Consider the following 25,050-nt stretch of genomic DNA (forward strand, 5'->3'; position numbering starts at 1 on the left):
CAACTTTCGTGGAATCACTCGTCCAATCCAAACGGCACCCCGTGACGTACGGTTCGATCGATCGAGCTCCGACCGGCCGCAAGGGCAGGCCGACTCCGCGGCCGACTCGCCGCAGTCAGCGCGCCTCGGGAGACGGCAGGAACGAGCGCCGGTAGTCCCGTTCGACGACGCCCCATCCCACCTGGCCGTCGGGGGCCGTGAATTTCATTGCGCCCTGTGTCACGAGCAGTGGGTCGTGTTCCTCCTCCATGGCAGCTCCGTTGACGTTCACGTTCGGTTCCAGCAGCGTCAGCGTGTAGCCGTGAAGGAACTCCGCGGTGTATACCTCTGGCGGGTCGACACCGACGGTCAGCGTCAGGTGGTGCGGTTCGTGCGTGGCCAGGTCGCTCAGACCCGTGATCGTCAGGTCGGTACCGATCGTGCACACTTCGTCCTGCTGCACGGTGGAGATCCGGATGTCGACCTGGCCTTCGCGCCGCCAGTTCACCAGACCGTTGGCGACTCGCCCGCAGTCAGGGAATACCGCGACGAAGAAGTTCAGCCCACCGAAGTCGGCTAAGTGCCGCGGGCCGCTGGAGTGATCGCGATGCGCGACGCCGTCCAGCGACCATTGGCGGTCCCCCTCGACGCTCAGTGACCCCCGGCACCGAAAGCCCTGGGTGTGATGAAACGCCGCCCAACTGAGATTCTCAAAACCCAAGGCGGCGTGCATATCCCACACGGGGGCCGCAGCGTCCAGCTCGACGTCGAAACGAAATGCGGTGGCCCTACCGGCGCCGACCGGTCCCACCGCCATCCGGGCCCTGGTGGTCGGTTCTCCAGCACCGTCGAAGGTGACTTTCCACTTCTTCAGCGGCTCAACACACGTCACCTTCACGTTTCCGGTCGCCGGCCCCCGGCCGTCGGCCGCTCGCCCCCAGGAGCGGTCTGCGAGCAGCTCTCCGTTGGGCAGCATCGCGATGACCTGTCCCCACCACAGATCGAGATCTCCGGGCCATCTCCCGATGTGGACGAATAACCCGACGCCCTCCGCGGGTGACCAGATGTGGAAGTACATGGTCTCGCTCCAGTCGGAAACGTCGTGCTGAACCGGATGGAGGAGATCGTATTCGCCGAGAACCCCGAAGGGGTTCGGTCCCCGCAGAACTCGCTTTGGGGGCGTTGGCGACATCACTTCCTCCATTTGGCTTGCAATTTGAAGCACCGAGCCGAGGCCACGCGGCCCTGCGGCTTTCGGCCGCGGTTTATTCTAGGTTCAAAACAGACGATTCATCTAGGTTGTATCCGCTCGGCTCCCATCCCTATGATGATCCACGTGGCGCACCATCGAGGGAACCCGACAGGGCCGAGCGCGTCGCCGCATGGCATGGCGCGTTCGGCGATGCCCCGGGGACATGCTGGCTCAAGACTACTCGAGGCCGTCGAACGACTGCTAGTGAACCTGGCGTTTCCAGACAGGCCTCGGCGAGGATTGGTCGACCGTAATTCGGTGCCGCAGTTCGGCGCTGTTCGACGCTTCTTCGGGCCGGGCACCGTCATCGGAGCGACCTTTCCAACGCGGTGGCGACAGGCCGATCATCGCGCCAGTGCCCGGCGCTGAGTTGATCCGGATTCACCACGTCGGCCACGACCGATGATCGATCAACCGGAGACGATCAGCCGCATGATCGTCGACTCCGTCTCGTGCCCAAGGTGATCGACGGCGCCGGACCGATCCGATTAGGCTTCGCCGGAGGCGCGCCCAGATCCGTTGCTAGAACGTACCCCTATTCGGGCAGATGTTCTGAACGGACCGGTCGGCGAAGTGCAAGGCCGTGTCCATGTTCCAGTCCGAATGCATCGACTTCACCTGTTGCCCGGCATCCCACAACGAAGCACCGTCGGGCGGTGCCATGGCCTTGCACACGGCCTGGCCTTCACGGATCGCTTGATGGGCGTCGATCACTATGCCGTCTTGAGCGATCGCCTGAAGGAAGACGCGGTAGTTGGCGACGTTTCCAGTGTCATCGGGTTCCGCCTGTACTGGCACCGCAAGCGTGATCATCAAGGGTAGAACGGCGATCGCCGCGAGCTTCCTTCGCATGCAACTGATCCTACGACCATCCGCCCCCAGATTGGCGCGAATTCGGTGCAGTACGTGTCCGCAGATCGACTCGTCAGTGCGCAGTCGGCGCCGCGTACGAGGTCCGAGGGTGCGCCATCTGCAAAATTCGAATGCGTTTTCGAATCTGTCAGATGGCGCACGCTCATCGTGCGGTCATTCATGATGCGTCGAGGCCGTCATGGGCCGCTGGTTCTGGTGGCCGCTGAATGCCAGGACGAACCGTTAAAAGGGATTGCGCCCAATGCGTTAACGCCACACCGCGCAGGTGGCAAACTCAACCGATGCCGGGATCGGGGAAACGAGGGCCAGGGCGTCCGCCAGCCGCGAGGGTTGACGATACGCGCTCGCGGATCATGCAAGCCGCGCGCTCAGTTTTCAGCGAGCGGGGCTACGAGGGTGCAACGATTCAAGCCATCGCGGCACGCGCCGGACTGACCAGACCGGCGATCAACCACTACTTTCCGAGCAAGCAAGCGCTGTACCGCGTGGTGCTTAACGCCACGAACGAATCTGTCCTTGGGGCCGGTATCAACCACGCGCAACGCGAGACCACGCTTGCGGCCCGGCTGAATGCGTTCATCTCCGCGGCGGTGAGCGCGAACTTGGCTTGTCCTGCCGGATCGGCGCTGTTAGTCAACGGCATACTCGAATCGCAGCGCCATCCGCAGTGGACCAGCACCCAGAACGATACTGTGCGGATCTGCCGAGAATTTCTTAACTACGTTGTCACCGACGCAGTGGACCGCGGCGACATCGCCACGGATATCGACGCGTCGGCGTTGGCCGAAGCGCTGTTGGTGATGCTTTGCGGGTTGGGTCTTTACGCGGGTTACGTTGAGGACTATCAGGGGATGCTCGCCGTTATCGACCGGGTACGTCCGGTTCTTTTAGAAGGTTGACTCTGGGGGGCCACACCCGGAAATTGACCAACGCACGGCTGATGGCGCATCGCCATGCAACGATGCCTGACGAGCGGTCGCCACATCATGTGCCGGCGATGCTGCGTGCGGCTGCTGCGCCGATGAGTGCGAGTCGCAGGCGATCACGGTCGGAAACATCCGACGTTCGTCGCCCCAATTTTTTAATCGATGTTCGGTATTGTCGGCAGCGTGGGATGGTCGATGGATTATGCGAAGAGCGCGCGGTGGCTTCCCAGTCGTAGATTTTGTTTCGGATCAGGTTGTCCGTCGCGTACCTTCGCGCCGTTCGGCAGAGAAGCCCACGACGACGACGTAGGTGTCCACGCCACTTCGGCAGCCCGTGAGTTTTTAACAAAAACTAGAAAATATGTTAGTCTGCTCGTCGTTGTGGTTTTCGCTTCACGGATGCTTCTTCGATGAAGTGTGTCAATGATGGGTCAAGCGCCTCCAGTAGATGAGCGCCTCATCTCTGATGACGTGCTGTGTGCAGACCATCAGTTGTGCTAGCGCGCAATAGATTTCACAATGCCCTGAGTGTTGGCGGACGTACGTCGAACACGGTGAGGCAGTCGCAGTAGCTGAACCATTCGCGGGTAGAACTGCGGGGCGGTGACGTTCGAAAATGCAAGACCGGCGCTGAGCCGCCTAATGCACAACAGGTGCCTGTAACAGCGAATCGCTACTGCCCGAACGACATTGAACAGTCAGCGGAGGACGGCCGAACGGGCCTTCGTCGGCGGAGCGCTCGGTGATGCGGTAAAGTCCTTGGCGCAACCGCTGATGGAACTCAGGTTCCGTTATCGGTGCGGTCGGGTACGTCGAGCCTGTTCGAACCACGCGCCGATGACTTGTGGGTTTTTTCGGTAGCCGTTAGTGAGGAGATGGTGGGTGTTTCGACTGCTCAAGAAGGCGTGGATACCGCTGCTTCTTGTCGTCGTGGTCGCGCTCGGCTCCTATGTGGTCCTGCGCGTCCGTGCCAGTTTCGGTGCCAATACCGCTGTCGGGGGAGGCGACGTTTATGCCGATACGAAGCCTTTCAATCCCAAGCACATCACCTACGAGATCACGGCACCAGCGGGGGGGACTGTCAATGCGAATTATCTTGATGAAAACGGACAACCCCATCTCGTCGAGAACGCCGCACTGCCGTGGTCGTACACGATCGTGACGACTCTGCCGTCGATGTCGGCCAACATCGTTGCCCAGGGCACGGGCATGCGTCACCTTCGATGCCGGGTCATCGTCGACGACCAGGTCCGCGACGACCGCAGCTCCGATGAATTCCTTCCCTTCGTTTACTGCTTGGTGAAATCGGTATGAGCAACGAAACAGCGCAACCTTCTCGCTCCCGCATTGCCCGTCTGATCCGCGTGCTGGCGGTGCCGATCATCTTGTTTTGGCTCCTCGTCGCGCTGGGCACCACGCTGTTCACGCCGTCGCTTGGCGAGGTGGCGGGCAAGCACTCGGTGCCCATGACTCCGGTGCAGGCGCCCGCCTTTAAAGACATGATGACCATCGGCCACAAGTTCAAAGAGTTCGATACGGATTCCACGGCGATGGTCGTGTTGGAAGGCGACGACAAGCTCGCCGACAGCGCGCACGTGTTCTACAACAAGATCGTCGCGAAGCTCAAGGCCGACAAGCATGTGCAGAACGTCCAGGATTTCTGGAGTGATCCGCTGACCGCTGCCGGCTCCCAAAGCCCGGACGGCAAGGCCGCCTATGTGCAGGTCTTCCTCGACGGCGCTCAGGGCACCACGCCCAGCCACAACTCGGTGGCTGCGGTGCGAAAGATCGTCAAGAGCGTGCCGCCACCGCCGGGCGTCAAGGCCTATGTGGCCGGCAACACCGTGCTCAATACCGACACACTCATCGCCGCGCACAACAGCATGGACCTGATGACGACCGTTACGATCGCTGTCATTTTCGTGATGCTGCTCTTCATCTACCGCTCGCTGAAGAACGCGTTGCTCGCGTTGGTACTGGTCCGCTTCGAGCTCTACGCCGCCGAAGGGGTAGTGGCCACCGCCGGCAATCTGGACATCATCGGCCTTACCCCGTACGCCGTCAGCATGGTCACCATGTTGACCATCGCCACGGGGACCGACTATTTCATCTTCCTGTTGGGCCGCTACCACGAGGCACGGTCTCGTGGCGAAGATCGAGAACAGGCGTACTACACCGCCTACCACGGCGTGTTGCACGTCATCCTGGGCTCGGGTCTGACGATCGTGGGCGCCTGCTTGTGCCTGACCGCGACCCGGCTCCCGTATTTCCAGACCATGGGAGTCCCGTGCGCGATCGCCTTGGTGGTCACGATGCTGGCGGGCCTGACACTTGCGCCCGCGCTACTCGCGGTCGCGTCCCGGTTCGGGTTCTTCGATCCGAAACGTGAGGTCTCCGAACGCGGTTGGCGCAGAGTCGGCACTTTCGTGACCCGGTGGCCGAAACCAATCATCGTCGTGACCTTTTTTATCGCAGTAATCGGTTTCGTGAGCCTGACGACCTACATCCCGAGTTACAACGACAGGAAATACACCCCGCCGACCATCGCGGCGAACGTCGCCCAGGCGGCGGCCGAGCGGCACTTCAGCCCTGCCCGGATGAATCCGGAATTGCTGATGGTCGATGCCGGCCACGACGTGCGCAATCCATCGGACATGCTGGTCATCGACAGGATCGCCAAGGCCGTCTTCCATGAACGCGGAATCGGGCGGGTGCAAACGATTACCCGACCGTTGGGTGCGCCGATCGAGCACAGTTCGATCCCGTTTCAGATCGCGATGCAAAATTCGGCCACACTACAAACCGCCAAGTTCAACAACGACAACACGGCGCAGATGTTGCAACAGGCCGACGAACTGAGCCACACCATCGCAATCATGGAGCACATGTACGGGGTCATGAAAGACTTGACCGCCACGACACACAGCATGGTCGGCAAAACGCACGAGATGGTCGACACCACCAACGAGCTGCGCGACCACATCTCCGATTTCGACGACTTCTTCAGACCGATTCGCAGTTACTTCTATTGGGAAAAGCACTGTTTCGACATTCCCGTCTGCTGGTCTCTGCGTTCCCTCTTCGACACGCTGGACGGCATCGACGAGCTTGCCGACCAAATATCAGGTCTTACCGGCGATCTCGACCGCATCGACCAGCTGATGCCCAAACTACTGGCCGATTTCCCGGCGACCATCGACTCGATGAAAACGATGCGCGATTTCCTGGTGTCCACCCACAGCACGATGGCCGGCATCCAGGCACACATGCAGGAGGGAGCCGAGGGCTCCACCCTGATGGGGCAGTACTTCGACGAAGCCAAGAATGACGACTCGTTCTATCTGCCACCAGAAGTCTTCAAAAACCCCGATTTCAAACGCGGCTTGAAGATGTTCGTCTCGCCAGACGGCACGGCCGTGCGGTTCATCATCACCCACCAGGGCGACCCCGCTTCGGTTGAAGGCATCCGGCACGTCCAGGGAATCAAGCAGGCGGTTGCCGACGCCATCAAGGGCACTCCGATGGAGTCCGCGAAGGTGTATCTGGCGGGCACCGCATCGATGTACAGCGATATGCAGGACGGCGTCATCATCGACCTGACGATCGCCGGCATCGCCACCCTGATCTTGATCTTTTCGATCATGCTGCTGATCACCCGCAGCTTGGTGGCCGCCCTGGTGATCGTCGGTACGGTGCTGGCATCGCTGGGCACCGCCTGCGGTCTGTCCGTGCTGCTCTGGCAGGACATCCTTGGGCTCGGACTGCAATGGATCGTGCTGCCGCTGACGGTCATCATCCTGCTGGCCGTGGGGTCCGACTACAACCTGCTGCTAGTCTCCCGGCTGAAGGAAGAAATCCCGGCCGGCCTCAAGACCGGCATCATCCGGGGTATGGGCGCCTCGGGCCGGGTGGTCACCGCGGCCGGCCTGATCTTCGCAGCGACCATGGCATCGATGATCGTCAGCGACCTGCGCGTGATCGGGCAGTTCGGCACCGCGATCGGGATGGGCCTACTCGTCGACACGTTCATCGTGCGGGCCTTCATGACACCGGCGATCGCCGCGGTGCTAGGCCACTGGTTCTGGTGGCCGCTCAACACCTTCCGCACCAAGAAGATTGACGGACCCGAGGAGGACGCGCGCACCGCCCCCATTCCACAATTAAGTTCAAGGTGAAACCCGCTACGCCGCTCTGCTCTGCTGACGAGAACGACGTTGCCAGCTGACAGGTCCGAACCTCTGGCGCAACCGGAATTCAAGCTGCGCCAACGCACTGTCGGGCGACTGGACCGCTCACGCGACCCAGCAATTCTTGACGCCGCGCTGGCTGCTCTGGCAGAGCACGGATATGACGCCACGAACATGAACGACATCGCCGCGCGTGCCGGTGTGGGAAAGGCTGCAATCTACCGGCGATGGTGCTCGAAAGCCGCCTTGATCACAGACGCTCTCGTGTATTGGCGACCCGATTTGCTCAGTACCGACGCACCTGACACCGGCAGCCTGGCAGGCGACCTCGATGCCATCGTCGAACGAGCCGAGCGTAACGACAACACTTTGGTCAGCAACGACCTCGTCTTGCGAGTCGCGCTGGAGGCCTCCCACGACCCCGACCTCGCATCTGCGCTCGATGACCTGATTCTGTTCAAAGGCAGACGCGTCCTTTCGGCCGTTCTGGCCCAGGCCGCGGCCCGAGGCGAAATATCCTCTGCACGCGACTGGTCTCTAGTGACCGACGTCCTAACCGCGATGGGGCTGCTACGCGTCGTCAGCGGACAGACCGTCGGTGCCGAATTTGTGCGCCAGGCCATCGATACGCTCATCTTGCCCGCGGTCAATAACCCACTAGCTGGGCAACCTGGCCTGTTCCCACTGAATGAGTTTCATTTGATTTGCCCCCGCTGTCTCGAGCCATGGTTATGCGAGTAGTTGAGGGATCGAGTAGGCGGACGTTACCGAGTTAGCTGTGGCGGCGTTCGGCGTCACAAAAGTTGTCGATGGCATCGACCACGGTGGCGGCCAACTCGGTGGTGGTTGAGGGCCCTAACCGCAGTTCCTGGCACACGACAAGTGATTCATCTGATGCAAAAGGCGGTGGGTTGCCATGGATAATGTAGATATCTATGGCCCTGAATCATGGCGCTGAACCGTTCTCGGACAACGTGTTTCAGCTACCATAATGTAGTGCGACGTTCACCAACTTCTGCGCTGAAGTGTCCACCCTCTAGCCGCTGTCACGTGACGCAATGGTGTTCATGCTGACGGCCGCGCCGATTGATGACCAGGGCTTGCCGAAGCGACCCAAATGCAGTCCCCTGAAAAAATGACACGAATATGAGACAAAACGCAGATGACACGATGTGAGACAACTGGCATCACCGCAGGTCGGAGGAGCACGATATGACATCTGACATGAGAACCTACAACGACGACGAAAGCTGTAGGTTCTCAAATCCCGTTTCCAATTCTCAAATGAAATGTCCACTTGATGTCCAATTGGACATTTGAGTGAGACGGCTGAACCCGTGGATCGTCGTCTGGCCGTAAGACAAGTCAGCTCATGACTACTGGGGCGGAGGTTCTGCTGCGGCTTACGGCCTCAAATATCAGTACCTGGCGACGCTCGAGTATTTTCTGCGACACCTGCGCGAACACCCCGAGTTGATTCCGTGCGCGGGTCTGGTCGTGGAACCGATGCTCAAAGATACCGATGACGCGAACGACGACATCGTCGATTTCGCGATCGAATTGAATGATGTTGCGGTCCACCACGTTCAGGTCAAGGCCACGACTAAGCCCGACCAATACCCACTGCAACCGGCCGATGCTCGAGCCGGTCGTCGCTGATCATTCGTTGACCATGGACGACGACAACCTCGAATTGATGCGCATCGGCCAGCCGGCCGGTAGCTGGGCCGACCGATGTGAGACTATGGCGACAATGGGCAATTGCAATTATGAGAATGAATATATTCGCAGCTACCCGGCGCGGATGCCTCCCATAGCGCGGCGGCAACTCACGGAAGCTGACGGCCTTCGCGACCGGCGTGCGCCCGGGGGCAAGGCATGAGACCGCTGCCGCAGCTCACACCGTGGAATCAATGGTTCTGGACGTCCGGCAAGGATGGCCATCTACGCATCCAGCACTGCAGCGAGTGCGATACGTACGTGCACCCTCCGGTGCCGATCTGTCCATCATGCCGGGCGACATCGGCTGAACCCGCCGTGGTTTCCGGTCGTGCGACGGTGGTGGGCTACACGGTCAACGAGCATCCATGGCTTCCCGGATTCGAGCCGCCCTACGTCATCGCGGTGGTCGCACTCGACGAGTGCGCCGAGGTGCGCCTGACGACCAACATCGTCGGCTGCTCACCCGAGGAGGTGCACGTCGGCCAGCGCGTCTCCGTGCGATTCGACAACATTGACGACGTCTGGATCCCGCTGTTCGAACCCACGGGTGGCACCGATGAGCGGGACCTGCTGGGGCCGCCCGCTTCTCCCGTTCCGCGTCAGCCGGTAACGACGGAGCGGTTTGAGCATCGATCCGTGATATCGGGCATCGGCCGGTCAGCCACCGGCCGCCGGCTGATGGTCGATCCGTTGTCGCTCACGATGGACGCATGTCTTGCCGCGGTTGCCGATGCCGGTTTGGAACTGTCTGATATTGACGGTCTTTCGACGTACCCGGGACCCGTGGGCATGGGTATGAGCGAAGGCGGCATCGCTGCCGTCGAGGAGGCTTTGCGCATACATCCCACGTGGATCAACGGCGGCATGGATCTACCCGGCCAGGGTGGCGCGATCATAGCCGCGATGATGGCGGTGGCCGCGGGCCTTTGCCGACACGTCCTGTGCTTTCGGACGGTGTGGGAATCGACGTATGCCGCGCTTCGACTACACGGGGGCGGCGGACGGGTATCGGGGCCCCAGCAATGGTCGTTGCCGTTTGGCGCCGCCTCGGCGGCCAATTGGATCGGTGTGAATGCCAACCAGTATCTGCATCGATACGGTGCGAATCGGGAACTCTTCGGCATGATCGCCGTGAACGCGCGGCGCAATGCCGCGCTCAACCCGTCGGCCATCTACCGCGAACCGATGACCATGGACGACTACCTCGCCGCGCGGCCCATCACGTCACCGTTCGGCCTCTACGACTGCGACGTTCCCTGCGACGGTTCGATCGCGGTCGTGGTCTCCAACGCGTCGATCGGCGGTGATCTGCCGCGACCGGCCATACGCTGTGAGGCCGTCGGAACGCAAGTGGCCGAACGTATCTCGTGGGATCAGGGGACGCTCACTCACGAGCCCCAGGTCATCGGCCAGGCCGCGCATTTGTGGAGCAGAACTGATCTGCGGCCCGAGGACGTCGACCTTGCCCTGCTGTACGACGGCTTTACGTTCAACTGCGTGTCGTGGCTCGAGGCCTTGGGTTTCTGCGGCTTCGGCGAGGCCCAGGGATGGCTGGATGGCGGCCGGCGCATTGCGCTGGACGGCGAGCTTCCACTGAACACGCACGGCGGCCAGCTGTCCGAGGGACGCCTGCACGGATTCGGCTTCCTCTACGAAGCGGTGCTGCAATTGCGCCACCAGGCCGGTAACCGCCAAGTCAAAGACGCACGCACCGCCGTCGTCAGTACCGGTGGGGGAGTTCCATCCGGCGTCATGCTGTTGCACCGCGCGACGTGACGTCGCGACGCTATTCGAAGGCGATGACGCCCCGGATGTTCTTGCCCGCGCGCAGGTCTTTCATGGCCTCGTTGATGTCATCGAGCTTGTACTTCTGCGTGACCAGCTCATCGAGCTTGATCAGCCCCGCCTCATACATCGCCAATAGTTTCGGCATGGCCTCGCGGGGGTTCATCTCGCCGTAGAGCACCCCCTTGAACGTCTTGCACGAACTGACCATGTCAGTGAGGACGATCGGCACCATCAGGTCGGTGATCTTCGGCATCCCGGTCAGCACGCAGGTTCCGCCCTTGCGCAACAACATCATCGCCGTCATTATCATGTCCGCCGGAACGACCCCGGGCGTGAGAACGACCCGGTCGGCCATCACCCCCCAGGTGATCTCCTTGACCAGTTCCAGCGCGGCACCGATGTCGGCAGCGGCGTGGGTGGCCCCGAACGTCGGCGCGATCTCGCGTTTGAACTCGTTGGGGTCCACGGCGACGATGTGCTTGGCGCCGGCGACTTTCGCGCCCTGCACGGCGTTCATGCCGATTCCGCCGACACCGACCACGACGACGGTATCGCCGGCTTGGGTACCCGCCGCGACCGATCCCGACCCGAATCCTGTTGTCACCCCGCAGGACACCAGCGAGGCGGCCTCTAGGGGGATCCAGTCGTGGACTTTGACGAGCGAGCGCTCGGAGGCCACCACGTATTCGGAGAAGGTGCCGACCTGCATCATCGCCATGAGGTCTTCGCCGCCGAGGTGGCGACGGCGGGTGCCGTCGGTGGTCATCGCCTTGCTGTAGATGTCGGCGCCCACGTCGCACAGGTAGGTGTAGCCACTGGCGCACCATCGGCAATTGCCGCAGGCGGGCAGAAACGAAATGGCCACATGGTCACCGGGCTTCAGTGATGTCACCCCGGGCCCGACCGCTTCGACCACACCGGAGCCCTCGTGTCCTCCGAGCATGGGGAACCATTCGGGCACCGGAAGGCCAGACGCCCGCATCATCTCTTCCATCTCCGCTGTCGGCACACTGTCGCCGGTATAGAAGTGTTCGTCGGAGTGACAGATGCCCGCATAGGCCATCTTGACCAGCACTTCGCCCGCGTGCGGCGGATCGAGCTCCACTTCGGTGACTTCCCAATCCACACCGACACCGCGCAACACCGCTGCTTTGGACTTCATTGCGTCTCTTTCGTTAGGGGTTTCACCATTGGCGGAGTTCCTTCACCGCGTCGGAGGCGCGCGGGGCCAGTGTCAGGTAAGGGATGAAACTGCTGTTGCCGCAGTGGATCACGGAATGGACGACCTCGGTCAGGTGTTCCGCGTCAACGAGGCCCCCCACCATGTACTTGTTCTCCATCCAGTACCTGATGGCCGCTTCCAGAGCGTCGGGGTCCCAGCTTTTGTTGAACTCGGTCTGCGCGTCGCCGGCGCCGCCGAGGCTGTCGCCCACGGCGAGACGGGTGAAGCCGATCTCCGGATGTTCGATACGCCAGGCCTCAACGAGCTTGTCTAAGGCGCTCTTGGTAACCGAGTAGGCCCCGAGCAGCGGCCACGGCGTCGTGTAGGACGCACTCAGTGAGGACAGGTATACGGCAGAGCCGGCCGTCGCCGCCAAATGCGGGGCGGCGGCCGCGGTGACGAGCGCGGCGCCGGTGACATTGGTCGCGAACAACTGTGCCCATTGTTCCGCGGTCACCTCGCGCAGTGGAGCCAACACACCCATGCCGGTCGTGTACACCAAGGCGTCAAGACCGCCGAGCGCGCCGACAACCTCGGAGATCGCCTTTTTGCAGCTGTCGGTGACGGTGACGTCGCACGCGATGGCGACCGCGCCGTTGCCGGCATCCTTGGCGGCCTCGACCAGCCGGTCGTATCGACGCGCCAGTAGCGCGACGTGCGCACCGCGTTGGGCGAGCCCGGTGCCGATGCATCGGCCGAGGCCCGCGGAGGCGCCGACGACGGCGACCCGCATCGGTTGATTTCCGTTGTCAGACATCGAGCTTGGCACTCACGGAGCCGAGGGTCGAGCCCACGGTGCGTTCGAACCGACCGTGGTCGAAGCTGCGGATCTCGACGTCGTGGTCACCGGCACCGGCACGCAGGGCGCCCACCGTGCACTGCTCTCGGGTGCGGTGTTCGAACGGGTCGAACGAATACCACCGACACGCATTCTCGTAGGTGATCTTGTTGATCTCGTCGTCGGGCAGCCCAGCCATGACGAGGGCGAGTTCCTCGGCCGCCGCGGGCCACGACGAGTCGGAATGCGGGTAGTCGCACTCCCAGGCGATGTTGTCGATGCCGACGTCGTGGCGCAGCTTGACCCCGATCGGATCGGCGATGAAGCAGGTCAGGAAGCGCTCCCGGAAGACCTCACTGGGCAGTCTGTCGCCGAAGTCCTGGCCCGTCCACAGGTGATGCATTTCGTACGTGCGGTCGAGGCGGTCGACGAAATACGGGATCCACCCGGTGCCGCCCTCCGAGAGCGCGAACCGTACGTCGGGGAATTGCTTGATGACTCGCGACCACAACAGGTCTGCGGCCGCCGAGCAGACATTCATCGGCTGCAGCGTGATCATCACGTCGATGGGCGCGTTGTCGGCGGTCATCGTGATCTTGCCCGACGAGCCCAGGTGGACCGAGAGCACCGTGTTGGTGTCCGACAGCGCCCGCCACATCGGATCCCAATAGTCGTCGTGGAAGCTCGGGAAGCCGAGGGTGGCGGGGTTCTCGGTGAAGGTCACTGAGTGACAACCCTTCTCGGCATTGCGACGGATCTCCTTGGCGCACAACTCCGGATCCCAAAGTACGGGTAATCCCATGGGCAGGAAGCGTCCGGGATACGACCCACACCACTCGTCGATGTGCCAATCGTTGTACGCCTGGGTGACGGCGAGCGCGAGGTCCTTATCGGGGTGGGTGGCGAACAGCCGGCCCGCGAAGCCGGGAAAGGACGGGAAGCACATGGACGCGAGCACACCGCCCGCGTCCATGTCCTTGATTCGCTCGTGGATGTCGTAGCACCCCGGGCGCATCTCGTCGAAGGCAGTGGGTTCGATGCCGTACTCCTCGCGCGGGCGGCCCGCCACGGCGTTGAGGCCGATGTTGGGGATGATCGCGCCGTTGAACGTCCAGACCTCCGAGCCGTCGGACTGCCGGATCACCCGGGGCGTCTCGTCGGCGTACGTGTTCACAACCCTGCCCTCGAACAGGTTCGGTGGTTCCACCAGATGGTCGTCGACGCTCACCAGGATCATCTCTTCGGGCTGCATGGGACTCCTTGTGCAGAGGTTGAGAGCGAGACTATCAGGTTGTAGAGGAACTATATTCAATTACGGAAATGTACATTTTCAGAACGGTAGCCTTTGACCATGAGCAAATCCAGAAACGCTACCGCCGCAATATTTTTCGGGGCGCTACGGCGAACGAGAGCAACAGCCGGTCGAGGACCTTGGCGGCTCGGCGGCGTGCCCTGGCGGGATTTGCGGCATGCGCGACCAGACGTGAAGCCTCCTCGAGCGCCGCGACGAGCATGTGCGTCAGCTCCCCGACGGGCTGGTCGTCGATGATGCCCTCTGCGATCGCCTCGCGGACCAACTCGTTGATGAGGGCGATGCTGTTGCCCTCCTGGATTTCGCGCAGGGTCTGCCAGCCCAGCACCACCGGACCGTCGACGAGTATCACCCTCTGCACGGCGGGCTCCGTTGCGGCTTCGAGAAATCCGTGCAGACCGCTCGTGAGCCGTTCCCACGGGTCCGTGCCGGGCGGGGGAGTGGCGATGGACCGCAGCGTAAGGTCGTTCTCAACGTCTTCGAACACGGCCCGAAACAGCTCGGCCTTGTCCTTGAAGTGGTGGTAGAAGGCACCGCGCGTGCCGACGCCCGACTTCGCCACGAGGTCACCGATGCTCGTGTTGAAGAATCCGTGCTCCACGAACAGTTCCCGGCCCGCCTCGATCAGGTCGCGGCGAGTCTGCTCGCCACGGGCACGCCGATCATCGTCCGCACCACCGCGCTGCGCCATGCCGATGATCGTAGCAACATTCAGTCTGCATGTTGAGGGGCGTGCCCAGGTGTTATCAGCGCACGATCCCGCGAACAGTCATGAGCCCAAGGTCGGCGTGGGACTTGAAACCCGGCGGGCCATCACAGATGGCGGGGATGGCGTTCACTGGTTCCATCGCGGTCCAGGCGTAGCCGATATAGCCGGGCTTCGCGTGGTCTCGTGCATCTTCGCTGCCCCGCAGGATCAGCTCGGTTCCCGGGTCGCCGTCAATCACCACGCGGTAGTGGTAGTAGGGCTCCCAATCAGGTTTCGGCTCGATGGCGTCGTGTTCAACAAACGAGTAGAGCTCGTGCAGCGTGATGAATGGCCTGCCGTCCACCCACGCCGTCCAGAGATGATGCTGGGACGCGACGGTGCCCGTCTTGATCACACCTTTGAGGCCGGGCATGTCCATGTCCGGGGATCCCTCGTACGGGATATCGCGGGTGGCCGTGCCGAGCTGCACGTCTGTCGTGAACTTCTCCACGGTTTTACCCAGCCCTTCGACAACCATCGTCAGCGACTGTGCGAACAACGACCACGCGTCTTGGAAGAGATTTCCCTTCGCAAATTCGACCGGGGTTTTTCCGAACCCCATCTCGTCCAAGTACTTCAGGGTGTCCTTATTGAAGTTCACCGCCTCGTAGATGTGGATGTGGTCGGTCTTGCCGACGATCCGGGCTAGCGTCAGAACGAGAAGGTCCGCGGCGTAGCCGGGGTGGATGCCACCTCCGTGGAACGAAGTACCGCCTTCTTGGCACGCCGCTTCGATCTTGTCGATGTCCGCGGTGTTGGTTTCGGTCCGATGCCACCACGCACCACCCGAGGCAACGACGCTCTTTCCTCCGCGGAGCAGTCGGCAGATCTCGTCGACGTCCGACCAGAGCGGCGCGTAGAACACGCAATCGGCGTCGAGTGTCTCCAAGGTGGCCTTATCGGTGGTTGCGTGTACCCCGATCGGTCCTACCCCGACGAGTTCACCGGCGTCCCTACCGACCTTCTCCGGGCGATTACAAAGCACTCCGACCACTTCGTAGAGAGGGTTGTGTGCGAAGTGGCGCAGTGCGATCGTGCCGACATTACCCATGCCCCACTGGATCACGCGGTACTTCTTCTGGATTGACGGCGCGTGGGACTCCTGCGTCGATGTGAGCGTCATTCCGTCTCCTCCGGATGTGATCCCCCGCTCGGAAAAACTAACATGCCGAAAGTTCGCTTTGCACTTTTCGTAAACCACCATTTTCGGCGGGTGCGAGTTTGCGGTGGCGCGGTGGGCCTCAACCTCCATACTGTATGTTGCCGCTATGGCAGACGAGGTTCGCGCATACGGTTCGGTCGCTCCCCTGAAAGTCGGCTTGCTCAACGACTATCCGACGTCCGGCGACACCGACAACGACAGCGTCGCCGCGCTGCGGCTGGTGATGGATGAAGCCCTTTCCTCGGGACTGATCGACCGGCCGATCGAACTCGTCACCCGCAATGTGGTGGGCCTGCCCAACGGGACCTACCAAGTGGTCGAGCGGGCCTTCGACGAGCTCGTCGCGGAGGGTTGCCTGGCGATCTTCGGGCCGTGGGTGTCGGATAACGTGGTGCCGCTGCGTTCCCACGTCGAGGCCACCGCGCGGGTTCCGATCGTCACTCTGTCGGGATCGGAGGGAGCGCTCGGCGACTGGTGCTTCGCACTGAACAACGGCTCGATGCCCGAGGAGCCGGTGATGCTGGCCGCGGTGATGATCGGCGACGGTCGATCGCGCATCGCCATTGCCTACGAGGCATCGCTCATCGGTAAGGAGTACCTCGCCTTCGCCGAGAGAGCCTACGACGCCGCGGGTTTGAAGGTCGTTGCGACCGTGGCGATTCCCCAGGTCGAAGCCGACAAGTCCGAGACGGTCACTGCGTTGCGTGCGGCGGAACCCGACGCGCTGGTGCACGTCGGGTTCGGGCACGGGCTGTGGGGCTTCACGGATGCGCTGCGCGCCGCGGGCTGGGATCCGCCGCGATACACGACGACGGCGTTCGAAATGGCACACATCAGCGCGGAGTGGAGGCGGCACCTATCCGGATGGATCGGCCTGGACAGCTACGACGAGCGCAACACGGTCGGACAGGCCTTCCTCGACCGCTTCGAGGCGCGATACGGTCGCCGGCCCGGACACTCGATGCCGGGCCTGTCGCACGACGCGGCCACCGTGATCGTGCGTGGTCTCGCCGCGGCACGGCCGTTGACCGGGGAGGGTGTGAAGAACGGGATGGAGCAGGTGAAGCTCGTCCCGTCGGCCAGCGGCGCGCCGGGAACGTTCCTGCGATTCGGCCGGTTCATCCGACAGGGGTGGATGGGTTCCGATTATCTCGTGGCCCGAAGGGTTTTGCCCGACGGCAGCGCGCACGTTTTCCATGCGGCGCCCAGCGACCACATCGCCCGCGCGGTCGGTGGTGCCTCAGGCTAGTTGGATCGCGCCGAACACCGGTGCTGTCACGACACCGGGTGGCCGGGCCAGCACGTACGGTATGGCGCGAACCGCGCTCATCGCGATCATCAGGTGACCTGGCATGGCGTGCTGGCCCGTCGATGGCGCGCCGTCGAATGCCACGTCGAGCTGGAGTTCAAAGCTGGGCTCACCTTTGATGACCGCGCGGATCAGCGGCGCCTTTTCGCCGGGCGCCAATGGAGCCATGCCCCATTGTGGAAGGTCGCGGGTGAGCACCCACTCCTCGTGAATGGCCAGCAACGGGCGTCCCGACCAGTGGCCGACCCACGAGAATCGCTGCCCGACAACCGTTCCCGCCTCGATCGTGCCGGCCAGGACGTCGATGTCGTGGGGCAGTGTGGTGGCGTCGACCGCCACGTCGATGTGGGACAGGGTGATCCCGAGGACGTCGGCCGTCGCATTGAGGGCCTGGCGGTAGGCCATGTCGAGCTTCTTGATGATCGGGGAGTCAATGCTGACGTCTTCCGGCGGTCTGCCCATGCCCATCAGGTCGACGAGCATCGGCCGACTGTCCACGGCGGAGACGTCGGTGGCCTCGTAGAGGTCGATGCGGTCGATGGACTTACTCAGCCCCGTCACCGTCGCGACGAGCCGCTCGAACATGAAACCGGGGTTCTCACCCGCCGCGTGAAAGCGTGACCCGCCCGCTCGGCACGCCCTGGCGAACATTGCCTCGGTCTCTTCGCCGTAGGTGGGTAGGTGGTTGTACGACGTGGTGGTGATGACGGTGCTACCCGCCGCGAGCAGGCGGCAGATGTCCGCAGCGTTCGTCTCGACGGCGTGGGCCTTGCTGGCCGCGTGCACGACGACATCGGCGCCCAGGGCGATGATCTCGTCCTTGTCCGTCGTGGCGATCACACCCGTCGTCGGTGGCCGCCCGCAGAGCACACCCGCGTCGAGGCCGGCCTTCGCCGGGTCGTACACGAGCACGCCCACTAACTGATAACGCGGGTTTTCAATAAGCTCCTGCAGTGCGGCCCGGCCGACGGCGCCGGTCGCCCATTGCACGACTCGAATAACCAATCGAACGCTCCAGGTTGCTCTTTCGGACTTCCCCGAGTTCTGGTTGGTTCAACCTACATGATGTAGGTTTGCAACCGACAAGGTGTAGGTTGAACGGTCGTACGGGAGGTGGGCACGTGACGGAGCCTGCGGTTGCTGGCGACATCGAGCAGCGCATCCGTGATGCGCAGGAGAAGTTCAACGCCGGAATGGGCGCCGACGGCGCCGCGACCCCCTACCCGCTGCTGCGCGAGTTGCGGCGGAAGGCGGCCGTTCACCCCGGCTGGCCGGAGATGGGCGTCCCCGAGGACGGACCGGACGGCACGAAGACATTCACGGCGTACTCGTTCGACGCGGTCAAGGCCGTCTTCACCGACAACATCACGTTCAGCACCCGGATCTACGAGGACATGGTGCGACCGCTGCAAGGCCCGACGATCCTGGAAATGCAGGAACCCGAACACGCGACGTATCGCAGATTGCACGAATTCGCGTTCGCCAGGTCCTCGATGAAACGCTGGGACACCGAACTCGTTGGGCCCCTAGTGGACCGCACGATCGCGAAGTTCCGCGACAACAAGCGCGCCGACGTGGTCAATGCGGTGTTCATGCCGATCCCGGTCCGGATCATCGCCGCCCTGCTCGGCTTGCCCGAATCCGATGTCGGCGAGTTTCACCGGCTGGCCATCGACCTGCTGGGCTTTCGTGCCGACATGGAAACGGCGATGAAGGCCTCGGCTCAGATGAAGGAGTATTTCGTCGGAGTCCTCGCCGACCGGCGCAAGTCGCCGAAGGACGACATGGTGACCATCCTGTCTCGGGCCGAGATCGACGGCGTCAAAATGTCCGATGAACAAATCTACGGATTCATGCGCAATCTCTTGCCCGCGGGAGCAGAGACCACGTCGCGCTCGACAGCCAGCCTCGCGCTGGGTCTGTTGACCCACACCGACCAGCTCGATGCGCTGCGCGCCGATCGCAGCCTGTTGCCGCAGGCGATCGAGGAGGGCATCCGGTGGGAGACGCCGCTGCTCAACTTCATCCGAGAGGTCACTGCCGACATCGACTTTTTCGGGCTCCATATCCCGAAGGGTTCGACGATGATGGTCAACCTCGGCAGTGCCAACCATGACGAGACGCGATGGGAGGACGCCGAGTCCTTCGACATTTTCCGGGAGCGCAAGCCGCACATCGGGTTCGGTCATGGCGCGCACGTGTGCCTGGGAATGCACCTGGCGCGGTTGGAGAGCACCAAGATCTTCGACGCCTTGCTCGACGAACTCCCGGGGCTGCGGCTGGACCCCGACGCCCCGCCGCCCTACGTGACCGGCACCATGTTTCGATCACCGTCGCGCCTCGACGTGGTATGGGACTAGAGGAAGCCGCCTGACATGACTCGCGTGATCCAGTGGGCCACCGGGGTGACCGGAACGATGTCCTTGCGTCACGTCTTGAGCCGGCCGGACCTGGAACTGGTCGGCGTGCGGGTCTACGACGCGGGCAAAGCCGGGGTCGACGCGGGCGCGCTGTGCGGGGTCCCCGAAGCGGGAGTGTTGACGACCGCCGATCGCGACACCATCATCGGAACCGATGCCGACGTGGTGCTCTACATGGGAAAAGTCGAGACCGACACGCCGGGCTGCTTCGCCGATGTCTGTGATCTCTTGGCGTCGGGCAAAAATGTCGTAGCCACCGGCAGTCGGTTTGTTCATCCCCGCTCACTGCACGAATCGCTGGCCGACGCCATCGAAAAAGCTTGCCGCACCGGCGGTTCGTCGTTTCTGGGGCTAGGCCTGTATCCGGGCTTCGTCGGTGAGTCGCTCGCGCCGATCCTGTCCCGGCTGACCGAGCGCACCAACCGGATCAGTGTGCGGGAGGTGCTGAACTACTCGACCTATGCCAGCCACGACCTGATCTTCAATGCGATGGGCTTCGGTCATGCGCCGGATGATCCCGCCCCGTTGCTGACCAACACCGACTATGCCGCGAGCGCATGGATCGGCAGCGCGACGGTCCTTGCGCAGGCGCTCGGACTCCATATCCGGTCCGTCGAGGGGTTCCGCGAGGTCGTGACGACGCCGAGGGCGCTGACGGTGGCCGCCGGGGAGATTCCGGCAGGAACCGTGGGCGCCATGCGCTTCGGAGTGGTGGTCGACTGCGGCGAGACCACCCTCGCCGTCGAACACCTCACCAGGATGGCCGACGACCTGGCCCCCGACTGGCCGACGGAGATCGGTTATGCGGTGACCTTCGAGGGCAAGCCCAACATGACTTTTCAACTCGTGATCGGCTCCCACGGGGAGGATCATGCCGAGCAGGGCTGTCTGGCCACCGCCATGCACGCCATCAACGCCATCCCCGCCGTGATCGCGGCTGAGCCGGGGCTCTACGACTTGTCGACGATCACCCCGTTCGTCGCGCACTGGACTGAGCGCGGCGTCGTGCCCGCGACGTAGGCGCCCACACCTACAACTATGCGAGGAGAGTTGAGTGCTCAAATCGATTGATTTCCAGGTCCTTCGCGAGGCACCGTCCCTGACCCATTACCGGCGCGAATGGGTCCCGAGTCCCGGCATGGGACTGTCGGGAATCTGGCTCGGCGCAGTCGTCGCCGACGCATCCGGTCAGAACTACTGGGGGGTGCGGGGATGCGACGACTTCCTCACCGGAATGACCCACGTCGTGTCTCCGGTCTGCGGCTTTCGCTCGCTTCCGAAAGACCTTGGCGCCGAGGCGCCCCACCTCTATCCGGAGTACTCGACGCTCGACTGGTTCGAGCCGCTGCAGTACGTCGACGATGGTAAGGCGGTGCGGCTATCGTATCCGAGCGGGCGAATCGAACGCGACGCCAACGAGTTTCACTGGTATGACGCCAGCAATCGATGGGAGATCCACGGTCGTACGGTCAGCGACATCGTCCTCACCCACGTGCCCGCCCAGGGCGGCATCGACGACGATGTCTATTACCGCCATGAGCTGATGTACGCCACCGGCAGGGTCGACGGTGTCGAGGTGTCCGGCTACGCACACCAGGACTTCGCGTACGGTCCGCCGAAAAAGGTGTACACCGAACTCCCGATCGCCCGTCACCTGCAAGGCATGTGGGTGTCTTGGCTGCATGAGTTCGACGATGGGCAGTTGGGCGGCGGCAGCTTCTGGCAGGGGCGCGACGGCGTGGCTTTCGGGCCGGGCTATCAGCTGAAAGACGGTGTCACCACGGTGCATACGGATATCGTTGCGAAGCCGACTTTCAACCAGGCCGGAAGGATGTCCGCGCTCGAGGCGACCATCGGCGCCGATTCTTACACCTTCACCTTCGAATCCAGCGGTAGCCCGCTGCACGTCTTCGGTTCCGTGACCGCAATCTCGTCGGGTGCGCGGCCGGCGCGAAGCTGGTGCTGGGTCGAGTACGCCGGAAACATGCTGACACCGGAACTTCTCGACGCGGCCACCGCCGTGTTCGCGCTGGCGCGCGGACTCGGCTGACCACGGATCAGATGAAGTCGGACCCGCCGTCGACGTTGACGGTGGCCCCCGTCACGTAGCCGTTTCGTCGTGACGCCAGATAGGCGGTGACGGATGCGACCTCTTCGGGCAAACCGGCACGACCGACGTCGCAGGGATGGCCGTACGTCCGCTCGACCCATGTCATCACATGCTTGGGATCCGATGAGTCCAGCCCCCCTGCGGCAAGCACTTCCCTCAGCGTCTCGGTGAAACTAGCAGTCACAATGGTTCCGGGACAGACGCAGTTGACCAGGATACCCTCGGCGCCAAGGCTTTTAGACAGGTTCTTGGTGAAACTGGACAGGGCTGATTTGGTGGCCGTGTAAGCCACCAGGCGCGGGCTCTGGCGCTGGATCGAGTGCGCCGAGAGGGTGACGATGCGGGCCCACTCGGCGGCTCGCAACATCGGCAGTGCGGCCCGCACCGAGCGCACAGCGGAGAGCGTTCCCAGTTCGAACGCGGCGTGCCAGTCGTCGTCATCGAGATCCTCGAATGCGCCGGCGTTCGGTCCGACGGTGTGCACCAGGACGTTCAGGCTGTCCCAGGCATGACCAACGGACGCGAACGCCGATGCGATGGATTCGGTGTCGGACATGTCGACGCTGATCGTCAGCACTTCGGGAGCTCCCGCACTGCGGATTTGCCTCGCAGCCGAGTCCAAGGCGGCCTGGCCGCGCGCCATGATCGCCACGGAAGCGCCCTCGGCGCCGAGCCCCTCGGCGATCGCCAGCCCCATTCCCTTGCTGCCTCCGGTGACAACCGCGGTGGCGCCGGCGAAACCCAGGTCCATTGAGCCGTCCTCTGAGGTGCTGTGAAGGGCTACTGGCCCTTGATGATTCGGGGCGCCAGGTGAACGATCTCGCTGACCACTGTCGGGTTGGCGCGCGACATCGCGATCAGGGAAAGCATTGCGTTGGCCACGTCCTCCACCGTAGACATCTCGTCCGGGATCTGACCCCCGTGCGCCCAGGCGCGGTATAGATCGGCCAGCAGGTCCCGGTCGGCTCCGCGCAGGATCTCGGTGTCACAAGTGGGGCCGACGCTGACCCGGATCACGGCGATCTCGGGATGTTCGGCCCGCCAGGAGCGCAAGATCTCGTCGAGCGCGGCCTTGCTCGCGTGATACGCGGCCACACCCGCGCGGGGGCGGCCTACATCGTGGCTCGACGCGATGACGACCGTCGCGCTGTCGGTCAAGTGGGGGAGGGCCGTCCGCAGTACGTGGGAGGCCCCTACGGCGTTGACGGCGTACGCGTGCAGCCAGGTCTCCACATCGGTCTCTTCGATCAGCGCGAACGGCACCACTGCACTGGTGAAAACCACTGCGTCGAGCTTCCCGAAGTTGGCGGCAACGGCGCTGATGACGGATTCGATGGCGCGCGGATCGGACACGTCGAGTTCGTGGGCCGTTCCACCGAGCCGATCAGCTAGTTCCGAAAGGCGGTCTACCCGCCGAGCGGCGAGGGCCACCGCAGCACCCCTGGAGTGGGCGGCAAGGGCCAACGCCTGCCCGATGCCGGACGATGCCCCGATGATCAACATCCGCGTCCCCGCGATGCTGGAGTGCCGGTCGCTCATTGCCTGCTTCCTTTGGATGTTTTCATGATTGACGGCTGCGCCGACACTACCTTGATTCTCGCATATGAGAATCATTATTCTCAGGCGGGCCGGATCGGCCGCGCTCGACTCGGGCAAAACGGCCGGTTCCGGGGCAGCTGTGCTGCCTTTCGTCGATCGGCGCTGACATGTGCGGTGCGACGAACGGGACGCGTGTCCGTCAGCAAAAGAAACCGCCGGCAAACCCGCGGAGGTCACGGGCAAAGTCTGACCAAACTGGGCGGAAGGCTTGTTTGCGATTTGCGATAGCGAATACTCTCGACGAGACGACCTGCTCGGCGGGTAAGGAAGGACGACCGCGTGACGCAAACCGTGGGCGGCCAGCCGTACTTCCACCCGTCCGACTTCGAGATCGACGACGCCCCGTATCCGGTGTGGCAGCGCATGCGTGATGCCCTGCCCCTCTACCACCACGAGAAGTATGGATTCTGTGCGCTGAGCCGATCCGAGGGCGTCGCGCGCGATCTCACCAGTTGCGACGACTACCGCTCGGGCAAGGGCACCATCATCGAAGTCATCCTCAAGGCCTCCCTCCCTGCGAGGTCATGACGTGGCGAATACCGTTGACTCCAACACTGCTACGGGCTCCGTCGAACCGGTTGATGCCAGCGCGTCAACGCTGCTGACCAGGGCCGGGTGGGGGCTTTTCACCGTCGCTTACCTGGCCTTCGCGGTATTGACCGTCGCGACCGTTCAAACGGGCACTCACGGGGATCCCCGCACCACCAATCCCACCCCGGGCCCCGTGCCATATCCGCCCTTCCTCGGGTTCGATAACTGGCCGCTGGTAGTCGCCTTCAGTTCCATTCCGATGGCGCTCGGCCTGATCGGATCGTTGGTGTGGCTCTCGGTGCGACAGCGCAGGCTGCATTGGGCGGTGGTAATCGCGTTCGCAGGCCTGATCACCGGCGCACTGGATCCGTTGGCTAACTGGGCGACGTTCGCGATGTTCGACCCGCGCATGCTGCACTTCCCGCGGTCATGGCCGTATATGAACATCTCGCCCAACCTGGAGCCCGCGTTGTCATTCCTGGGGGGTTACGCGGCCTATTACCTACTCAATGGGCTGGGAATCCTGCAACTGCACGACCGCTTCTTGGATCCTATGGTCCGGAGAACCAGTTGGCTTGCGCGCCATCGGCTTGCCGCGGTTTTCTTCGGTGCGTTCGTGATCGCCATACCGCTCAACGGGTTCGTCCAGTTCAGCTGGTTGAGGTTCGGTATCTTCTACTACTCCGAGGCGGTGGGCCCGACGCTGCGGATCGGCCACATCCATTTCCCGCTCATCATGGCGGTGTACGACTCGTTCATCTTCGCGATGGTTGCCGTCATGTGTGTCCGCGACCAAGGGGGCGAGCTGGTGCTGATCAACCGGATCGCCCGCCGGCTTCCGGCGCGGTCGGGCCGCAAACAGGTCACGCTGACGCGCCAGCTCCTCGTTTCGGCTTCGGCGGGCCTCGTATCGTTCGGGGTACCGCTGGCGGTGTTGTCCGGGCTACGGGTCGCGGGGCTGTCCGCACCCGCATATGAGCAGAACCCGTATCCGAATGTCAAGGTATACGACCCGTATGGGCATCTCGAGGAATCGGGCAAGCCGGGGCCCTTCTACACATGAGCCCGATCCGAAGGGTCCCCCACCAGCGTGTCGAATCGATAATCGCAATTTCGTTGATCGGAGGCAGCG

At 63.0% G+C, this 25,050-nt stretch carries 23 protein-coding genes; 12 read left to right on the forward strand and 11 right to left on the reverse strand.

All coding sequences use genetic code 11. The features are described from left to right. Window positions 1-115: 115 nt before the first annotated feature. Window positions 116-1,171 carry a hypothetical protein gene (locus OCQ_RS08510; protein WP_139826617.1) on the reverse strand — a complete coding sequence of 352 codons (1,056 nt, stop codon included), beginning with the start codon at window positions 1,169-1,171 and terminating at the stop codon, window positions 116-118. Between the two features lie 582 nt (window positions 1,172-1,753). Next, window positions 1,754-2,083 carry a DUF732 domain-containing protein gene (locus OCQ_RS08515; RefSeq protein WP_041784884.1) on the reverse strand — a complete coding sequence of 110 codons (330 nt, stop codon included), beginning with the start codon at window positions 2,081-2,083 and terminating at the stop codon, window positions 1,754-1,756. 302 nt (window positions 2,084-2,385) lie between these two features. On the opposite strand from OCQ_RS08515, the gene OCQ_RS08520 reads away from it, so the two are divergent. The 4 genes from OCQ_RS08520 to OCQ_RS25630 all read left to right on the forward strand — a co-directional run bounded on the left by OCQ_RS08520 (window position 2,386) and on the right by OCQ_RS25630 (window position 7,958). Beyond that, window positions 2,386-3,003: a TetR/AcrR family transcriptional regulator gene (locus OCQ_RS08520; protein ID WP_041784885.1), complete on the forward strand. Its 618-nt coding sequence runs from the start codon at window positions 2,386-2,388 to the stop codon at window positions 3,001-3,003. A gap of 909 nt (window positions 3,004-3,912) precedes the next feature. Beyond that, window positions 3,913-4,344, forward strand: coding sequence for an MmpS family transport accessory protein (locus tag OCQ_RS08525; protein WP_014384307.1), 432 nt, complete (start codon window positions 3,913-3,915; stop codon window positions 4,342-4,344). Continuing rightward, window positions 4,341-7,205: an MMPL/RND family transporter gene (locus tag OCQ_RS08530; protein WP_080588005.1), complete on the forward strand. Its 2,865-nt coding sequence runs from the start codon at window positions 4,341-4,343 to the stop codon at window positions 7,203-7,205. Before OCQ_RS08525 ends, OCQ_RS08530 begins: the two co-directional genes overlap by 4 nt. 39 nt (window positions 7,206-7,244) lie before the next feature. After that, entirely contained in the window at window positions 7,245-7,958 is a 714-nt protein-coding gene (locus tag OCQ_RS25630) for a TetR/AcrR family transcriptional regulator (RefSeq protein ID WP_080588006.1), read from the forward strand. A gap of 624 nt (window positions 7,959-8,582) precedes the next feature. On the opposite strand, the gene OCQ_RS26520 is transcribed toward OCQ_RS25630, so the two are convergent. Beyond that, window positions 8,583-8,846 carry a hypothetical protein gene (locus tag OCQ_RS26520; RefSeq protein ID WP_009976076.1) on the reverse strand — a complete coding sequence of 88 codons (264 nt, stop codon included), beginning with the start codon at window positions 8,844-8,846 and terminating at the stop codon, window positions 8,583-8,585. A 7-nt stretch (window positions 8,847-8,853) separates the two neighbouring features. Here OCQ_RS26520 and OCQ_RS26525 point away from each other — a divergent pair, with 7 nt between their 5' ends. Both OCQ_RS26525 and OCQ_RS08540 read left to right on the forward strand, forming a co-directional pair. Beyond that, complete coding sequence (locus OCQ_RS26525; protein WP_009976077.1) at window positions 8,854-9,099, forward strand: hypothetical protein; 246 nt, start codon at window positions 8,854-8,856, stop codon at window positions 9,097-9,099. Then, window positions 9,096-10,715: a thiolase C-terminal domain-containing protein gene (locus OCQ_RS08540; protein WP_014384310.1), complete on the forward strand. Its 1,620-nt coding sequence runs from the start codon at window positions 9,096-9,098 to the stop codon at window positions 10,713-10,715. Before OCQ_RS26525 ends, OCQ_RS08540 begins: the two co-directional genes overlap by 4 nt. Window positions 10,716-10,725: 10 nt before the next feature. Here OCQ_RS08540 and OCQ_RS08545 read toward each other — a convergent pair whose 3' ends face one another. The 5 genes from OCQ_RS08545 to OCQ_RS08565 form a co-directional block, all read right to left on the reverse strand. Next, window positions 10,726-11,889: an NDMA-dependent alcohol dehydrogenase gene (locus OCQ_RS08545; RefSeq protein WP_009976079.1), complete on the reverse strand. Its 1,164-nt coding sequence runs from the start codon at window positions 11,887-11,889 to the stop codon at window positions 10,726-10,728. A gap of 22 nt (window positions 11,890-11,911) precedes the next feature. Continuing rightward, window positions 11,912-12,682, reverse strand: a complete 771-nt coding sequence (locus OCQ_RS08550) for an SDR family oxidoreductase (protein ID WP_009956543.1) — start codon at window positions 12,680-12,682, stop codon at window positions 11,912-11,914. 16 nt (window positions 12,683-12,698) lie between these two features. Beyond that, complete coding sequence (locus tag OCQ_RS08555) at window positions 12,699-13,979, reverse strand: amidohydrolase family protein (RefSeq protein WP_009976083.1); 1,281 nt, start codon at window positions 13,977-13,979, stop codon at window positions 12,699-12,701. Window positions 13,980-14,097: 118 nt separating this feature from the next. Further along, on the reverse strand, window positions 14,098-14,730 hold the full coding sequence (locus OCQ_RS08560) for a TetR/AcrR family transcriptional regulator (protein ID WP_009976084.1): 633 nt from the start codon (window positions 14,728-14,730) through the stop codon (window positions 14,098-14,100). A 55-nt stretch (window positions 14,731-14,785) separates the two neighbouring features. After that, window positions 14,786-15,910, reverse strand: a complete 1,125-nt coding sequence (locus OCQ_RS08565) for an NAD(P)H-dependent amine dehydrogenase family protein (RefSeq protein WP_009976085.1) — start codon at window positions 15,908-15,910, stop codon at window positions 14,786-14,788. A 145-nt stretch (window positions 15,911-16,055) separates the two neighbouring features. On the opposite strand from OCQ_RS08565, the gene OCQ_RS08570 reads away from it, so the two are divergent. Beyond that, on the forward strand, window positions 16,056-17,198 hold the full coding sequence (locus tag OCQ_RS08570; RefSeq protein ID WP_009976088.1) for an ABC transporter substrate-binding protein: 1,143 nt from the start codon (window positions 16,056-16,058) through the stop codon (window positions 17,196-17,198). On the opposite strand, the gene OCQ_RS08575 is transcribed toward OCQ_RS08570, so the two are convergent. After that, a complete protein-coding gene (locus OCQ_RS08575; protein WP_014379726.1) occupies window positions 17,190-18,248 on the reverse strand; it encodes an NAD(P)H-dependent amine dehydrogenase family protein in 1,059 nt (352 codons plus the stop codon). The genes OCQ_RS08570 and OCQ_RS08575 overlap by 9 nt on opposite strands. A gap of 131 nt (window positions 18,249-18,379) precedes the next feature. Between OCQ_RS08575 and OCQ_RS08580 the strand changes: the two genes are divergently transcribed. From OCQ_RS08580 to OCQ_RS08590, 3 genes are read left to right on the forward strand one after another with little or no spacing between them, the layout of a single operon-like run. After that, window positions 18,380-19,618 (forward strand): cytochrome P450, encoded by a 1,239-nt coding sequence (locus OCQ_RS08580; protein ID WP_009976092.1) that lies wholly within the window; start codon window positions 18,380-18,382, stop codon window positions 19,616-19,618. Between the two features lie 15 nt (window positions 19,619-19,633). Continuing rightward, on the forward strand, window positions 19,634-20,698 hold the full coding sequence (locus tag OCQ_RS08585) for an NAD(P)H-dependent amine dehydrogenase family protein (protein WP_031351582.1): 1,065 nt from the start codon (window positions 19,634-19,636) through the stop codon (window positions 20,696-20,698). 34 nt (window positions 20,699-20,732) lie between these two features. Then, complete coding sequence (locus OCQ_RS08590) at window positions 20,733-21,728, forward strand: hypothetical protein (RefSeq protein WP_014384313.1); 996 nt, start codon at window positions 20,733-20,735, stop codon at window positions 21,726-21,728. A gap of 7 nt (window positions 21,729-21,735) precedes the next feature. Here OCQ_RS08590 and OCQ_RS08595 read toward each other — a convergent pair whose 3' ends face one another. Next, on the reverse strand, window positions 21,736-22,539 hold the full coding sequence (locus tag OCQ_RS08595; RefSeq protein ID WP_009976097.1) for an SDR family NAD(P)-dependent oxidoreductase: 804 nt from the start codon (window positions 22,537-22,539) through the stop codon (window positions 21,736-21,738). A 29-nt stretch (window positions 22,540-22,568) separates the two neighbouring features. Continuing rightward, window positions 22,569-23,327, reverse strand: a complete 759-nt coding sequence (locus OCQ_RS08600; protein WP_009976099.1) for an SDR family oxidoreductase — start codon at window positions 23,325-23,327, stop codon at window positions 22,569-22,571. A 339-nt stretch (window positions 23,328-23,666) separates the two neighbouring features. Here OCQ_RS08600 and OCQ_RS08605 point away from each other — a divergent pair, with 339 nt between their 5' ends. Beyond that, on the forward strand, window positions 23,667-23,915 hold the full coding sequence (locus OCQ_RS08605; RefSeq protein WP_009976100.1) for a hypothetical protein: 249 nt from the start codon (window positions 23,667-23,669) through the stop codon (window positions 23,913-23,915). A gap of 1 nt (window position 23,916) precedes the next feature. Then, window positions 23,917-24,981 (forward strand): spirocyclase AveC family protein, encoded by a 1,065-nt coding sequence (locus OCQ_RS08610; RefSeq protein WP_014384315.1) that lies wholly within the window; start codon window positions 23,917-23,919, stop codon window positions 24,979-24,981. Window positions 24,982-25,050: the final 69 nt, after the last annotated feature.

The organism is Mycobacterium paraintracellulare, from assembly GCF_000276825.1.
Taxonomy (GTDB): domain Bacteria; phylum Actinomycetota; class Actinomycetes; order Mycobacteriales; family Mycobacteriaceae; genus Mycobacterium; species Mycobacterium intracellulare.

What these genes read in the sequence shown, in the direction of transcription:
- OCQ_RS08510 (WP_139826617.1), bottom strand. Translation starts at nt 1,171, where the DNA reads ATGTCGCCAACGCCCCCAAAGCGAGTTCTGCGGGGACCGAACCCCTTC.
- OCQ_RS26525 (WP_009976077.1), top strand. Translation starts at nt 8,854, where the DNA reads ATGCTCGAGCCGGTCGTCGCTGATCATTCGTTGACCATGGACGACGAC.
- OCQ_RS08595 (WP_009976097.1), bottom strand. Translation starts at nt 22,539, where the DNA reads ATGGACCTGGGTTTCGCCGGCGCCACCGCGGTTGTCACCGGAGGCAGC.
- OCQ_RS08540 (WP_014384310.1), top strand. Translation starts at nt 9,096, where the DNA reads ATGAGACCGCTGCCGCAGCTCACACCGTGGAATCAATGGTTCTGGACG.
- OCQ_RS08515 (WP_041784884.1), bottom strand. Translation starts at nt 2,083, where the DNA reads ATGCGAAGGAAGCTCGCGGCGATCGCCGTTCTACCCTTGATGATCACG.
- OCQ_RS08530 (WP_080588005.1), top strand. Translation starts at nt 4,341, where the DNA reads ATGAGCAACGAAACAGCGCAACCTTCTCGCTCCCGCATTGCCCGTCTG.
- OCQ_RS08585 (WP_031351582.1), top strand. Translation starts at nt 19,634, where the DNA reads ATGACTCGCGTGATCCAGTGGGCCACCGGGGTGACCGGAACGATGTCC.
- OCQ_RS08555 (WP_009976083.1), bottom strand. Translation starts at nt 13,979, where the DNA reads ATGCAGCCCGAAGAGATGATCCTGGTGAGCGTCGACGACCATCTGGTG.
- OCQ_RS08570 (WP_009976088.1), top strand. Translation starts at nt 16,056, where the DNA reads ATGGCAGACGAGGTTCGCGCATACGGTTCGGTCGCTCCCCTGAAAGTC.
- OCQ_RS08600 (WP_009976099.1), bottom strand. Translation starts at nt 23,327, where the DNA reads ATGAGCGACCGGCACTCCAGCATCGCGGGGACGCGGATGTTGATCATC.
- OCQ_RS08520 (WP_041784885.1), top strand. Translation starts at nt 2,386, where the DNA reads ATGCCGGGATCGGGGAAACGAGGGCCAGGGCGTCCGCCAGCCGCGAGG.
- OCQ_RS08550 (WP_009956543.1), bottom strand. Translation starts at nt 12,682, where the DNA reads ATGCGGGTCGCCGTCGTCGGCGCCTCCGCGGGCCTCGGCCGATGCATC.
- OCQ_RS08545 (WP_009976079.1), bottom strand. Translation starts at nt 11,889, where the DNA reads ATGAAGTCCAAAGCAGCGGTGTTGCGCGGTGTCGGTGTGGATTGGGAA.
- OCQ_RS08560 (WP_009976084.1), bottom strand. Translation starts at nt 14,730, where the DNA reads ATGGCGCAGCGCGGTGGTGCGGACGATGATCGGCGTGCCCGTGGCGAG.
- OCQ_RS08565 (WP_009976085.1), bottom strand. Translation starts at nt 15,910, where the DNA reads ATGACGCTCACATCGACGCAGGAGTCCCACGCGCCGTCAATCCAGAAG.